Origin of the sequence: Shewanella sp. GutCb (assembly GCF_002836135.1) — a bacterium.
Lineage (GTDB): Bacteria > Pseudomonadota > Gammaproteobacteria > Enterobacterales > Shewanellaceae > Shewanella.
Map to the genome: position 1 here is coordinate 54010 of NZ_PJBL01000106.1, position 14831 is coordinate 68840.

The window sequence follows — 14831 nt, forward strand, 5'->3', positions numbered from 1 at the left end:
GTCTATTTATTCGGATCAATTTAGATACGTACGGCAATATTGTTATCGCGCAGATAGCGCTTTAATGCTTGGATATCAATGATCCCTTTATGAAATACACTGGCAGCTAATGCTGCATCAACATTGGCGAGTGTAAATACATCTTTAAAGTGTGCCATTGTGCCTGCGCCTCCTGAGGCGATTAACGGAACATCACACAGTGAACGGATCATCGACAGTTGTTTGATATCATAGCCTTGACGAACACCATCTTGGTTCATCACATTAAGCACTATTTCGCCACAACCTCGTTTTTGCACTTCTTCAACCCAATCGGGGGTATACCATTGAGTGTCTTTGGTTGCGGACTCATCGCCCGTAAACTGCTTTACTTTATAGCTATCACTGATGTCATCGTAGTAGGAGTCGATACCGATGACGATACATTGGCGACCAAATTCATCCTGCAGTCGTTCAATCAGGCTAGGATCGGTTAAGGCTGGTGAGTTAATTGATATTTTATCAGCACCGAACGCTAACTTTTCACGGGCTTGTTCGATGGTTTTTATCCCACCCGCAACACAGAAAGGGATATCAATACGTTCAGCAACACGGCTAACCCAAGATTTATCAATGACGCGATCATGCGCACTGGCAGTGATGTCATAAAACACCAACTCATCGGCGCCTTCTTCAGCGTAACGAGCGGCGAGGGGCACTATATCGCCCACAATTTCATGGTTTCGAAATTGCACACCTTTAACCACTTTTCCCTCTTTAACATCTAAACAAGGGACTATGCGTTTGGCCAGCATTCAATTGCCTCCTTAACCGTAAATTGATTAATAAGCAGGGCTTTGCCTATGATAATACCATTGGCACCACTGTTTTTTACTGCGGTAACATCTGCAAGAGTTGCGATGCCGCCAGATGCTTGCCAGTTAATGTCTGGATAGGTGGCGCTTATTTCTTGATAAAGCGCATTATTAGCGCCTTTTAAGGTGCCGTCGCGGCTAATATCGGTCACTAGCGCATGTTTAAGACCAACAGTCTCAAACTCTGCCACTAAGGACTCAAGCGTTTTACCACCACCTGATTGCCAACCCGATACCGCAACTATCTTTTCGCCTTGCTCATTGATATTGACATCAAGTGCTAAACAGATGGCATCGCTGCCATATTTCAAAAACCAGCGTTTGACTAACTCTGGTTCGTTTACGGCCAAAGATCCAATGACCACACGACTGACACCAATCTCTAGCAGTTCGCTGACTTGGGCTTCAGTTCGAATACCACCGCCGACTTGGATAGGCGTGTTTAAACCTTTAACCAAACTGGCGATCAGTTGAGTTTGTCGTTTTCTCGGGTTTTTAGCCCCGGTTAAATCAACAATATGCAGTAAGTTAGCCCCTTGCTCTTGGTAAGATTGCAGCTGTGCTAACGGGCTTAAGTCAAATGTCGTCTGTTGGTTGTAATCGCCTTGATAGAGACGAACCACTTGACCTTCTATTAGATCAATTGCAGGTATTATCATGATTGCCTCTGGTACGGTTTGCTTCTTGCTAAGGTGGACTGAGTCATGGTTAAGAAGTTTTTAAGCATCTTTGCCCCCACTGCAGCGCTTTTTTCCGGGTGAAACTGCAGGCCAATAAAATTATCTTTGGCGATGGCTGCGCTAAATTGCTCACCGTGTTCAGCTGTTGCTATGGTGTATTCACTGATTGGCGCTCGGTAGCTATGGACAAAATACACATAGGCGCCAGTGTCGATACCGTTGAATATGGGATGCGCTGAAGGGGTGATCTGATTCCAGCCCATGTGCGGCAGCGGTAGCCCTTTACTGTCCAATTGCTCAATATCCGTTGGGATTAAACCTAAACATTCGCAATCGGTTGCCGTTGCGCCACGCTCTTTAGAGACTCGGGTCAGCATTTGCATGCCCAAACAGACGCCTAGCACGGGTTGAGTTAAGGCTTTAATAACCTCTACCAACTGTTTGTTGTGTAATGACGCCATCGCAGCCCCCGCTGTGCCGACTCCGGGCAGGATCACCCGGGTCGCTGCCTTAATTGCCGCTATGTCGTCAGTCACCACTAAGTTTTTACGCTCATCAACAGAGAGTAAACGCTCAAAGGCGTAGCGAACAGAACTTAAATTGGCGCAGCCGGTATCGATAATGACCGTGGACCCTGTCACCGCAGCATCTTCGATAATCTGACTTTGGGCCTCTATTTTGCTCATAGCACACCTTTACTCGATGGCAGCGCATCACCTTCAATCGCAACAGCTTGGCGTAAAGTGCGACCAAGCACCTTAAACAGACTCTCCACTTTGTGGTGGTCGTTATCGCCGACGGTGGTTAAGTGCAAAGTGCAACGTAGGCCATCAGCAAAGGAGCGGAAGAAGTGCGGTACCATCTCTGTTGCCATCGTACCGACCATTTCACGCTCAAATTCGGCGGAAAACTTGATAAAGGGACGACCCGATAGATCGAGTAGACACTCGGCACTGGCTTCATCCATTGGGATGGACTGTTCAAATGCATTGCCAAATCGTGCAATACCGCGTTTGTCGCCTAATGCTTGACGCAATGCATCACCAATCGCCAACGCAGTGTCTTCAACGCTATGGTGATCATCAATCTCCAGATCGCCATCAACGTTAACGTCCATCTTAAAGTTACCGTGAGTCGAAATTTGCTCCAGCATATGGTCGAAAAAGCCGATGCCAGTATCGATACTGCCTTTTACGCCAGAGTCCAAATCGATAGTCACCTTGATATCAGTCTCTTTGGTGGTGCGTATGACCGTCGCAATACGGTTTTTACTCAGTAGCTTATCGGCAATATCATCCCAGGTAAGATTTTGTGGGTGGTACTGTAATCCTTGGATCCCCATTGCATCTGCGAGGCCCATATCTGTCTCACGATCACCAATAACGGCTGACTGGGTAAAATCGATACGGCCTGTTGTCAGGTACGTTTTAACAAGGCCAAGCTTAGGTTTGCGGCAGCTGCAGTTTTCATCATTGAAATGTGGGCAAATAAGCACGTCGTCAAACTTCACGCCTTGGCTGCTCAAAATTTGCATCATCATGTCTTGCGGCGCATCAAAATCATCTTTAGGAAAAGACGGAGTGCCTAGGCCATCTTGGTTGCTGACCATGACAAGACGATAGCCTGCTTTTTGTAGCTTCAATAATGCAGGAATGACATTGGGCTCAAAAACTAACTTTGCCAAGCTATCGACTTGCTTGTCTGTGATTGGCTCTTCGATAATAGTGCCGTCACGGTCGATAAAGAGTATTTTCTGTTTCATAGCGGTGATACCTTTCAGATTTTTAGATTGAATGGCTTAACCTAGGGTCGAACCATTATCATTGTTATTCTTGTTAATTCGACGCTGAAAACAGGCTAATTAAATAATCTGTTTGCGACCGGTTTGAGAAACTAAAGCGAATCGAGTCGGCTAAACGGCTATCGCTGTAACTTCTGGCGATGACGCCAGCTTGAGTCAATTTTTGTTGCACGGTCGTTTTATCGCTAAATTGGGCCAATACGTAGTTGCCATGTGCATTCACTACTGTCGCACCATAGGCTTGTAAAGCGTGTGCTAACCGCAAGCCTTGCTGGCTCATGTCGTCAACTTGGCTTTGCATCGTCAGTAACCCTTGCGGGCTGAGTGCTTTTACCGCTAAATCACTCACGGGGAGCGGCACCGGGTAGGGGGCGATCACTCGCATGCACATATCAATAATGTCAGGATTTGCCAGTAAAAATCCACAACGGGCGCCCGCTAACGCAAATGCTTTTGACAAGGTACGCAGTACCACTAGGTTGGCTCTACTTTCAACAAGATCAGCTACCGAATACTCGGGGCTAAACTCAATATACGCTTCATCGACGACAATGATCCGCTCAGGGTTACTGTCAATCACCTTGATAAGTTCGGCTTTAGCGATAACGCTGCCGGTTGGATTATTCGGGTTGCAGATAAACACAATTTTGGTGTTTGCGTTATAGGCACAGTCGTCGAGTTGAGAGGCATAGTCACTTGGCAGCTGGAAATCATCAGTCAATTGCAGCGCGGTTACGGCGACATTGGCGGTCTTTGCACTGATGGCATACATGCCATAAGTAGGGCCGAAAGTTGCAATCGCATCTTGTGCTGGAGTACAAAAAGTACGAATGAGGATTTCAATCGCTTCATCTGCGCCGCGTCCCGTTAATATGCAATTATTAGCAACACCACTATAGCGGCTATAAGCGTCTATCAATGCAGAGGGTTGGCACTCTGGATAGCGGTTTACGCCTTCTAAACTGCTGTTATTAAACGGTGATTCATTGGCGTTGATCCAGATATCTCCTTGACCACCGATACGCCGCGCAGATTGATAGATTTGTAGATCTAACAGTTCTGGTCTGGCTAGGCGCTGGGCAAGGTTTTTTGCAGTTGTCATCACGCCTCCAGAGCTTGGTTGTTGATTGCGGCAATACGCAGCGCAACCGCATTTTTATGAGCATCGAGCTGCTCTGCTGCGGCCAATATCATCACGGTATCGCTTAAAGAGACTAAGCCTGCAGGGGTCAGTTCTTGTACCGTAAATCGGCGGCTAAAATCCGCTAAAGACAAGCTTGAAACCGTTTTGCTGTAGCCGTATGTGGGTAATACGTGATTAGTACCACTGGCATAATCCCCCACAGATTCTGGAGTATAAGGCCCTAGGAAAACTGATCCAGCAGCGCGGATGTTGACCAGAATATCTCTGGGTTGTGCCGTTTGAATGATTAAGTGCTCTGGTCCATAACGATTTGACACCGCTGCAGCTTCTATCATGTTGCTCACCAGCAATGTGCGGCTGCAACCGAGCGCCGTTTTAGCCACCTCTGAGCGAGAAAGTAGCGCGAGTTGCTGGGTTAATGCCTGATTAACCTGGTCTGCAAGTATGCTTGAGTCGGTAACGAGCATGACTTGGGAGTCAGGGCCGTGTTCTGCTTGCGATAACAGATCGGCAGCAACGAATTCGGCATTGGCGTCAGCATCTGCAATCACCAATACTTCTGATGGACCCGCAGGCATATCGATACTGACCGTTGCACGACTATCTTGACTGACTGCGCGTTTAGCTTCAGTGACAAAACGGTTACCGGGGCCAAAAATCTTGTCGACTTGCGGCACAGATTCAGTGCCAAATGCTAACGCGGCAATCGCTTGAGCGCCGCCAACTTGATAGATTTCGGTAATACCACAAGCATTGGCAGCATAGATAATGGCGTCGTTGATCGGCGGTGGGCTGACCAAAACTCGCTTGGCACAGCCGGCGATTTTTGCGGGCAGTGCTAGCATGAGTACCGTTGAAATTAACGGCGCTGTGCCCCCTGGAATATAGAGTCCGACCTTCTCAATTGGCTCAGTTCTCAGCTCACAACGCACCCCTGGCTGAGTTTCAATATCAACCTTGGTTGAGATCTGCGCTTGATGAAAAGCCTTGATATTACCTTTGGCCTGCGCAATCGCCTGTTTAAGTTGTTCGGGCACTGCAGCGCAGGCGTTGGCTATTTCATCTTTTGACAGTTTAAGTTGGTCAATATTGACGTTATCAAACTGCTTATTGAAACGACGCAATGCCTGATCGCCATCATTAACGACCGCTTCAATAATCGTCGCAACGCTTTGCTCTAGATTTGCATCACCAATTAAAGGCGATCTTAACAGTGCTGCTTGTTTTGCGCTGGGCGTTAGCGTTTGCCAATTGAGGATGTCCATCAGCTTACCCCATCATTTTTTCGATAGGCATAACAAGAATTGAGCTGGCACCTAACTGTGTTAGCTCTTCCATGGTGTCCCAGAAGAGATCTTCTGTGCTGACAGCGTGAATGGCGACGCGATTACTATCATCTTTTAGTGGCAATATGGTTGGGTTTTCTGCGCCAGGAAGTAGCGCTACAATTTGTTCTAGTGTTTCGGTCGGTGCGTGTAGCAGGATATATTTGCTCTCTTTAGCACGGACGACACCATTAATACGCGACAGTATTTTATTGATCAGCGCTTGCTTATCATCTGGCTGGCTTTTTGTTGACTGAATGAGACACGCCATTGACTGATAGATGACATCAGTTTCGTATAATCCATTGGCTTCCAATGTTGCGCCCGTTGATACGAGGTCACATATTGCGTCAGACAATCCAGCTCGGGGCGCCACTTCAACCGAGCCCTTTAGCATACAGTCATTATAGGTAATGCCTTTTTCCTGCATGAAGCGACGAAGTATGTTGGGATAAGATGTTGCAATGCGCAGGCCTTCCAGTGAGTTAGCATCTTGGTAGCTAAACTCGTTAGGAACAGCGAGTGATAAACGGCAAGCACCAAAATCAAGCTGACGTAATTTGATACATTCTGCTGGCTTTCCTAAGGTTTGACGCTCAATTTGCTCCTCTTCTAATACATTTTCGCCAATAAAGCCTAAATCTACCACGCCGTCCATCACTAGGCCTGGAATATCATCATCTCGAACTCGTAGCAGATCGATTGGCATGTTGTCAGCGTGGGCGATGAGTCGCTGTTCATTGATATTGAATTTAACGCCACAGCTTTTTAATAATTTCAGCGACTCTTTCGATAAACGACCTGACTTTTGGATGGCTATTCTTAATCTATTTGACTCTGACATGGTGACTTCCTTTAAGTTGATTCAAAAATTTTTATAAAACAATCTGTTAATCTGAAACCAAAAAACCCCTGGAATTCCTTCCAGGGGTTTTTGATTTTTCTTGAATCAACCGCCAGAAGGAATGAGTCCTTCGGCAGTGAGCTTCCGAAGGCTACCGCATATGGTGGTGATGATGGATAGCGTTCGTAAGCTGTGTCATATTCTTATCTCAATAATGTAATAAACGTTTGGGTCTGATGACCGTAATATCTGCTAGCTGAAGAAGATTTTCAATCTGCGATGCATTTAAATTAATCAGTTTCATCACTGATTGCAACTACTATTTTGGCATATGAGTAATGTTCATCTAAATGTCACTTTTTTAGCACTCAGATAAATGCGCTGCTGTCTGTTTTGATGACAAGACAGTTATAGCTAACTATTTCGGCGGGTATAATTCTTTTTTGAGGCGTTGCATATAGGCTAGGGTATTTAACCAAAAAGCGGCTTACGTTACACTTCACCGATTTTTATTTTTAATGGCAATAATGTTGGACTCTATGACAACTAAGTACGGTGGCTTTTGAGCGTTAAATTGACACAGCAAGTCGCGGCGACTTTTTCTGCTGACGGCGCGCTGGCAAAAGCCATTAAAGGGTTTAGTCGCCGCGAAGTGCAGCAACAGATGGCTGAAGCGGTCAGTGAGTCGATAAGCAGTCGCGATAATTTAGTCGTTGAAGCGGGCACTGGAGTCGGTAAAACGTTTGCCTACCTCATTCCTGCGCTGCTGAGCAGTAAGCAGATCATCGTGAGTACGGGCAGTAAAAATCTGCAAGAGCAGCTGTTTTATAAAGATCTTCCGGCATTACTGTTGATGCTAGGCCTCACGCCTAAAGTGGCGCTACTTAAAGGCCGCAATAACTATTTATGTCAGCATCTTATGGAGACAGAGTTATCGGGTGCAAGCTCGATGGATACTCAAATTCTTGATGATTTACTGAGGATCAATCAATGGGCAGGACGGACCATTGACGGCGACCTTGGCGGCTTAACGTCGGTTTCTGAAAACTCAGCGGCATTGCCATTGATTAATAGTGCAAAAGAGACCTGTATTGGTCAGCGTTGCGACCATTATGATGTCTGTTTTACCCGCAAAGCACGTAATCGTGCGATGGATGCGCGGATCATTGTGGTGAATCATCACCTGTTCTTGGCTGATAGGATCATAAAAGAAACTGGCTTTGCAGAGTTACTGCCTGACTCTGATGTGGTTATTTTTGACGAAGCCCATTTACTCCCCGATATCGCCGTCAACTATTTTGGTCAGCAGTGCTCAACTCGGCAAATTGCTGAACTGCTTGAACGTTTCGCCGATATTTATCGTACTGAATTACGCGATGCAAAGCAGATCGAGCTATTAAGCGCACGTTGTTTAACGCTGTTAAATGAATGGCATCAGGCACTCTTTGCCACTGGAGACACTGATTGGCGCCGAATGCTGAGCAATAAAGCCTTGTCAGTCCTGTCTTGGTCGCTGCTAAAAGAGCTAAATGCACTGCAAGCCTTATTACAAGGACACGTTGGCCGCAGTGATAATTTGGATGATGCGCTTGAAAAACTTGATGCTAATACGGCAAAGTTACAGCTATTTTTTCTGTGTGAGAACAATCAAGCGGCGTACAGTATTGATTATGGTCATCGTTATCTCATGCTTAGGATCGCGCCCATTGATGTCGCCAAGGAGTGTAAAAAGCTGTTTGATGAGAATATCGCGTGGATCTTTACGTCGGCAACCTTACAGATAAATCAAGACTTAAGCCTGTTTACCAAGCAACTAGGCATCGGTAAGTGCAAGGAGCTGTTACTACAAAGCCCATTTGATTACGCCAACAATGCGTTGTTTTGCGTCCCTCGGCATCTTGCCAGCGTCAGTAACCATAATGCGATCCTACCGCAATTTGTCGATGTATGCATTAGAGCGATTGAAGCAGCAAAAGGTCGCACCTTTATCTTATTCACCAGCCATCGAATGCTTAAGCTGGTGGCTATCGAGTTACAACGGCGGGTGTCTTACCCATTGCTGGTACAAGGACAAGCGAACAAGCAAAGCCTATTAAAAAAGTATCGTCAATTGGGCAATGCAGTATTACTTGGTACGGGGGCATTTTGGGAGGGAGTTGATGTTAGAGGCAAGCTGCTTAGCTGCGTGATCATCGACAAATTACCCTTTGTGTCACCGGAAGATAATCTCTATCGTGCCCGTAGTGAGAGTATTTCACGTGAAGGTAAAGACCCCTTTACCGAGATCTCACTGCCGCAAGCGGTTATCTCTCTCAATCAGGGGGTTGGCCGATTAATTCGCGATGAAAAAGATCGCGGTGTACTTATTTTATGTGATAACCGCATTGTTAATCGACCTTATGGGCAAGCATTTCTAAACTCGCTACCGCCAATGGCTAGAACGCGAGAGCTGGACAATGCGGTACAATTTCTACAACAGATTAAGTAGCCGAAAGAAGAGCTTAGGTTATGAGTATAATAATCAGATAGATTAATATCATGAGTAGCAGCGCCAATAAGCAACGTCTGCGATATAACAGGCCGTCTGGGTTGAGTAAACTTGGAAAGAGTAAAAAATTCATAGGATTAAACAACGTTTTATAGCTGAACATTGACACGCCTTCCAGTCTTCCTCGATACAGCATTTTTGAAAAATAGTACATAAATCGAAACAGCAATAGCGGAAAACTAATGTAAATAAACAGGGTTAAGCTCAACTCGAAGCTTATCTCTAGCTCCTCTAGCGTTAGCATTAAGCCTTTACGCAAAGCTTCATCAAGACTAGTTGAAAAGTAAAGCAGCATTACTATCGTCACAACAGCGCTAAAGGCTATGAATAATAATGAGTAGCGAAATAGTCTGAACCAATCGACGTTGATCTGGCGCATATATCCCCCCCAAATAAAGCAAGCCGTTGATGGCGATGAAAACAAAAAGTACATTATATAAATCTAGCCTATTAAGGGTGTATAGATAACAATCTTTCATCCATAGAGAGAAGGATGATTGAAACTTAACCATATCGATCTTGCTGATCGCTATCGTGTCATGTTTAGGAATACCGTTCTTAAAAGGGACAAATTGACGCAGTCAATCCAATCGCTCGTGTGTGAAGTCCTCAATGTCCTCCCAACCTTGGCTACCTGCGATCACTGCACTGATCAAGAAATAGAATATCAAAGAGCATATGTCCCACTTTAGCCTTGCTGGCGAGGGTCATCGATATTTGAAAAGTACTGGAAGAGCGGTATTTGCGACATGTGACCTTATACTTCTTACCATAAAGAAGTATAAGGTCACAAACTTAAGTCAAGGTAAAACTTCGTGATCTTACCCTGACTTCAAGCCTTTGTTTTGATTAACGTGATTTAAATTTTCGCGGAGTGACCTGCGAAATTATTGCGCTTGGTATTGGCAGTATTTCTTGTCGAATACTAAGTGTTTTTCATTTTAACAACTATCCCTCACTTAATGATGGCGTTGAATAAAATGATTTATTTTCATTCTGAGAAACCGTCTAAATATTAAGGTCTTGTAAAACAGTGATTTAACTTTGGCTGGTTGATATTAGTGTAATAAGTCTATAACATAATGGTTAGATCACTAATCATTAGAGGTAGAATTAAATGCAAGGCGAAATCCGTTCATGCGACAGCCCCAGTTATCTGCAAAAATTTACAACACGTTCAGTTGAAATAGCAAAACATACAGTGGGATTACTATGTTTATGGTTAATTCTTAGTACTTATATTTTTTATCCGCTAACAAAAATCATTAAGGCGTCTAAGTAATGGAATATACCTATCTTTCATTAGGGATTTATTTTGTACTCATGTTAGGTATCGGTATCTATGCCGCTAAAACATCTACTTCAAATCTTTCCGAATATATGTTGGGTGGCAGACAAGTGAGTCCTCAAGTGACTGCATTATCTGCAGGTGCATCTGATATGAGTGGTTGGATGCTAATGGGTTTACCCGGCGCCATTTTTGTTTCAGGTTTTGATACTATTTGGGTTGCACTAGGCTTAGTGGTTGGCGCATGGGCAAACTACAAACTTGTTGCGCCTAAATTGCGTTTGTACACAGAAACAACCAATGACTCTTTAACTCTGCCAGATTTTTTTGGTAAACGGTTCGATAAAGAAAATGGCGTTATTCGTCTGATTTCAGCTGTCGTCATCATCATATTTTTCACCTTATATACCTCTGCAGGTCTTGTCGGTGGTGGTAAGTTATTTGAAACCGCGTTTGCAATGAACTATCAAACCGGTGTGGTGATTACCATGCTGGTGGTGGTTGCTTATACCTTGATGGGGGGCTTTTTAGCCGTAAGCATGACTGACTTTGTACAAGGTGTGATTATGTTTATCGCACTCATTTTAGTCCCTGCTGTTGCTTACACGAATTTTGATAGTCCATCAAGTATGATGAGCTATTCTCTTGAGACGATTCCTTCCTTTAGTGAAAGCTTATCTGATTTAACCATGGTTTCTTTACTGTCTAGCTTGGCATGGGGACTTGGCTATTTTGGTCAGCCTCATATTATTGTTAGGTTTATGGCCATAGACTCAGTTAAAAATATTAAAAAAGCTCGACGTATCGGTATGAGTTGGATGATAGTCACCATCATTGGCGCATTAGCGACAGGCTTGACGGGGGTGGCTTATACTCGAAAATTTGAAGTTACACTCGCCGATCCTGAAACTATTTTTATTTTCTTTTCTGAAGTGTTGTTTCATCCTTTAATTGGTGGCTTTTTACTAGCGGCAATTTTAGCAGCGGTGATGAGTACAATTTCATCGCAATTGCTGGTTTCTTCAAGTTCACTAACAGAAGATATCTATCGTGCCTACAGCAAAAAAGCAGTATCCGATAAAACGGCAGTGAATATTGGCCGACTTTGCGTATTTGGTGTTGCTGTTGTGGCCTCTTTTATCGCAATGAATCCATCGAGTAGCATTTTATCTATCGTAAGTAATGCTTGGGCCGGATTTGGGGCAGCATTTGGGCCACTGATTTTATTCAGTTTGTTATGGCAAAAAGTAACCTACGAAGGTGCATTAGCCGGCATTATTACTGGTACAGTTACGGTTCTATTTTGGATTTTTGCCCCCGTGTTGGCCAATGGCGAAACCTTAAGCAGTGTGATTTATGAAATGCTGCCAGGTTTTATCATTAGTGCTGTATCGATTTGGTTAGTGAGTTTAATGACCAAAGCACCATCTGCTGAAGTTCAAAAAACATTTAAAGATGTTAATCATCAATTAATTCAACAATTATCATAAGGTCTACTCATGTCTATTAAATCCAATCAACGATTGGTGATAAAGGTGGGTAGTGCGTTAATTGCCCCTGAAAACAATGGTTGTAGTTCGCATCACCTGCTGAGTATTGCGCAATTTATACTTCGTTGTCGTAAGCAGGGTAAGCAAGTTATTTTGGTTTCTTCAGGTTCAGTTGCTGCTGGTCGTCAATGGATTGATATTAAATCACCGTCAATCGCTCTAAAAAAGGCAATGGCTGCAGCCGGACAAACCAATATGATGGCAGTATGGGATAAGTTATTTGATTTCCCCACCGCGCAAATTCTTCTTACCAATGCAGACTTATGTAATAAAGAGCGCTATGCCAGCATTAAAGAAACCATCGAATCCTTATTGGATCATGGGGTATTACCTATCGTAAATGAAAACGATACGGTGACTTCTGAAGAGTTAAAAGTCGGTGATAACGATAATCTCGCTGCTATGGTTGCTGCATCGACGGGGGCTGATGGCTTAATCCTTTGTACCGACGTTGATGGGTTGTTTGATAAAAATCCCCAGCAACATGCTGATGCTAAATTAATTAAAACCATTGATGTGATTGATGAGTCAATTTATCAAATGGCGGGCGGCGCAACCAGCTCAATGGGCACTGGCGGCATGAAAACCAAAATAGAAGCGGCTGAAAAAGCAGTTGCCCATGGCATTGATACTTACATTGTTAATGGCTTCAATCATCAAGCCTTTAGCGCCTTGTTGCAAGATGAAAACCCAGGTTCGCATTTTGTGTCTTGTAAAACCCCCATGTCACCAGAGCAACATTGGATGACCCACACTGTGCGCGAACGAGGTGAGGTGGTTATTGAAGATCAACATGCGGCGCTAAGCCAGCATGATGATGTTATCACCAGTGCCAGCATTCTTTCGGTAAAAGGGGAGTTTGCAGTGGGGGATACCATTTTGCTCCGCACCTATGACGGCTCACAAGTGGCGAAAGCGACGTCTAATTACAGCAGTTGTTTGCTTAACTATCTCATGCAGCAAGCTGATAGCAGTATAACTTCAGGTAGTCAGCCACAAAACAATTCAATCATTTCACAAATAAATTTAGCCGTTTTGGAGAGAGCATGAGTTTAATCTCAACATTATCAGCCAATGCAAATCGCGCCGCACGGGCATTATTGCAACTGAATGAAGCAACGAAAAATACTATTTTACAACAGATGGCTGATGAGATTAGAAACAATCAAGCAGCCATTATCGAAGCGAATAACATTGATTTATTACAGGCTAAAGAGCACCAGTTAGCCGATTCGATGATCGACAGACTGACCCTCAATGCTGAGCGAATTGAAGCCATGGCCGAAGGCATTGAAACCATTGCCCATTTACCTGATCCCGTGGGTCAAATTCGCGACATGGGCACTCGACCAAACGGCATTAAAATTAGCAAAATGAGAATACCTTTGGGCGTGGTATGCATGATTTATGAGGCGCGCCCCAATGTCACCGCTGATGCGGGGGCATTATGTTTTAAATCAGGCAATGCAGTCATTTTACGTGGCGGTAAAGAAGCCCTAGGATCCAGTAAAGCCATTGCTGCTGTATTACATAAAGTATTAGCTAAATTCAATTTACCAGAAGCCTTGATTACTGTTATTCCGAATGCTGATAGAGCCTTACTGATGGATTTAATGCAGCAAAGAGAATACATCAATGTGATTATTCCTCGTGGCGGTGAAGGACTGATTAATTTTGTTACTGACAATAGTAAAATCCCAGTGATTCAACACTTTAAAGGTGTTTGTCATTTATACGTTGATAAAGAAGCGGATTTTAAAAAAGCATTAGATTTATTACTTAATGGTAAAACCCAGCGAACAGGAGTGTGTAATGCATTAGAGGGTCTGATTGTGCATAAAGCCATCCTTAATGATTTTATGCCTTTAGTTGCCAAAGCGCTTAAGTTACATGATGTCCGCATCAATGCGTGTCAGCAAAGTCTTACATTTTTTGAGTCGGCAAATTTACTTAATGATGCAGATTTTGGCCAGGAATATTTAAGCTTAGAAATTGCCATAAAAGTGGTTGATGAAATGGAAGGAGCGTTAGAGCATATTCATCGCTTTGGCAGCCATCATACAGAAGTGATTTGTACTGAGAACAGACAACGAGCACTGAAGTTTCAACAATGTGTAGACGCTTCTGTGGTGATGGTAAATACCTCTTCACGTTTTTCAGATGGTAGTGAGCTTGGTTTAGGTGCTGAAATTGGTATCGCAACCACAAAATTACATGCTTATGGCCCCATGGGATTAGAGTCTTTAACCGCAGAAAAATATCTGGTTGAGGGGAATGGCCAAATCAGAACTTAGCTCTTTAGGTGTTAGTTCTTTAGGTTTTAGTACTTAGGCCGGCATGCCGTGATGTTTTACCCACTACAGTAATTATTGGTGCCAGCCATCGGGTCCGCTGGCGGGCATTCTATAGGCGATATCCACGGTTATTGCCCGCTGACTAATACACATATAATCAGGTGATTTAATATCGATTACCATCAGCCAAGATGAGCTTAACTAATTTGTTGGCATCTGCAATTGTTTTAGATTGAGCAGCTAATACAAATGTTTGAGCTTCAGGTTGCAGGGCGAATGCTTGTGGGGATTGAGATTGTAAGGCTTGAGTTGCATAAAAAGATCCTGCCGCTTGTACTGATGGCATCAGCCCAAATTGTAGTAGTCCAAATAGCAGTAAAACAGCCAGTAACGCGGGTTTGAATGATAATGATGGCATGGCTGTGTTAGTCACTTCTGTAGAGAAGTGACATCCTCTCTATATTGTTATTCTTATTAGGCCGATTCCATAGTCAGTTCGGGTT

At 44.0% G+C, this 14831-nt stretch carries 13 protein-coding genes; 4 read left to right on the top strand and 9 right to left on the bottom strand.

The genetic code is table 11. From position 1 onward, the window contains the following. Positions 1-20: 20 nt before the first annotated feature. The 7 genes from hisF to hisG form a co-directional block, all read right to left on the bottom strand. The gene (hisF, locus tag CXF86_RS21680) at positions 21-794 is read right to left on the bottom strand and encodes an imidazole glycerol phosphate synthase subunit HisF (RefSeq protein ID WP_101091197.1); all 774 of its coding nucleotides are present in this window, start codon (positions 792-794) and stop codon (positions 21-23) included. Beyond that, positions 776-1513 carry a 1-(5-phosphoribosyl)-5-[(5-phosphoribosylamino)methylideneamino]imidazole-4-carboxamide isomerase gene (gene hisA, locus CXF86_RS21685; protein ID WP_101091196.1) on the bottom strand — a complete coding sequence of 246 codons (738 nt, stop codon included), beginning with the start codon at positions 1511-1513 and terminating at the stop codon, positions 776-778. The genes hisF and hisA overlap by 19 nt, the downstream gene beginning before the upstream one ends. Then, entirely contained in the window at positions 1510-2220 is a 711-nt protein-coding gene (gene hisH, locus CXF86_RS21690) for an imidazole glycerol phosphate synthase subunit HisH (protein ID WP_102040001.1), read from the bottom strand. The genes hisA and hisH overlap by 4 nt, the downstream gene beginning before the upstream one ends. Next, entirely contained in the window at positions 2217-3296 is a 1080-nt protein-coding gene (gene hisB / locus CXF86_RS21695; protein ID WP_102040002.1) for a bifunctional histidinol-phosphatase/imidazoleglycerol-phosphate dehydratase HisB, read from the bottom strand. Before hisB ends, hisH begins: the two co-directional genes overlap by 4 nt. Positions 3297-3369: 73 nt before the next feature. Next, complete coding sequence (hisC, locus tag CXF86_RS21700) at positions 3370-4437, bottom strand: histidinol-phosphate transaminase (protein WP_102040003.1); 1068 nt, start codon at positions 4435-4437, stop codon at positions 3370-3372. After that, positions 4437-5744: a histidinol dehydrogenase gene (hisD, locus tag CXF86_RS21705; protein ID WP_102040004.1), complete on the bottom strand. Its 1308-nt coding sequence runs from the start codon at positions 5742-5744 to the stop codon at positions 4437-4439. The genes hisC and hisD overlap by 1 nt, the downstream gene beginning before the upstream one ends. Positions 5745-5748: 4 nt before the next feature. Beyond that, positions 5749-6648, bottom strand: coding sequence for an ATP phosphoribosyltransferase (hisG, locus tag CXF86_RS21710; RefSeq protein WP_101091191.1), 900 nt, complete (start codon positions 6646-6648; stop codon positions 5749-5751). Between the two features lie 562 nt (positions 6649-7210). Here hisG and CXF86_RS21715 point away from each other — a divergent pair. Then, positions 7211-9136 (top strand): DNA repair helicase YoaA, encoded by a 1926-nt coding sequence (locus CXF86_RS21715; RefSeq protein ID WP_102040005.1) that lies wholly within the window; start codon positions 7211-7213, stop codon positions 9134-9136. Positions 9137-9149: 13 nt separating this feature from the next. Here CXF86_RS21715 and CXF86_RS21720 read toward each other — a convergent pair whose 3' ends face one another. Continuing rightward, complete coding sequence (locus CXF86_RS21720; RefSeq protein WP_102040006.1) at positions 9150-9575, bottom strand: hypothetical protein; 426 nt, start codon at positions 9573-9575, stop codon at positions 9150-9152. Positions 9576-10477: 902 nt separating this feature from the next. On the opposite strand from CXF86_RS21720, the gene putP reads away from it, so the two are divergent. From putP to CXF86_RS21735, 3 genes are read left to right on the top strand one after another with little or no spacing between them, the layout of a single operon-like run. Beyond that, a complete protein-coding gene (gene putP, locus CXF86_RS21725) occupies positions 10478-11974 on the top strand; it encodes a sodium/proline symporter PutP (protein WP_101091186.1) in 1497 nt (498 codons plus the stop codon). Positions 11975-11983: 9 nt separating this feature from the next. Continuing rightward, positions 11984-13084, top strand: coding sequence for a glutamate 5-kinase (gene proB / locus CXF86_RS21730; protein ID WP_101091185.1), 1101 nt, complete (start codon positions 11984-11986; stop codon positions 13082-13084). Then, the gene (locus tag CXF86_RS21735; protein WP_102040007.1) at positions 13081-14328 is read left to right on the top strand and encodes a glutamate-5-semialdehyde dehydrogenase; all 1248 of its coding nucleotides are present in this window, start codon (positions 13081-13083) and stop codon (positions 14326-14328) included. The genes proB and CXF86_RS21735 overlap by 4 nt, the downstream gene beginning before the upstream one ends. Positions 14329-14494: 166 nt before the next feature. Here CXF86_RS21735 and CXF86_RS21740 read toward each other — a convergent pair whose 3' ends face one another. Further along, on the bottom strand, positions 14495-14746 hold the full coding sequence (locus CXF86_RS21740) for a hypothetical protein (RefSeq protein WP_101091182.1): 252 nt from the start codon (positions 14744-14746) through the stop codon (positions 14495-14497). Positions 14747-14831: the final 85 nt, after the last annotated feature.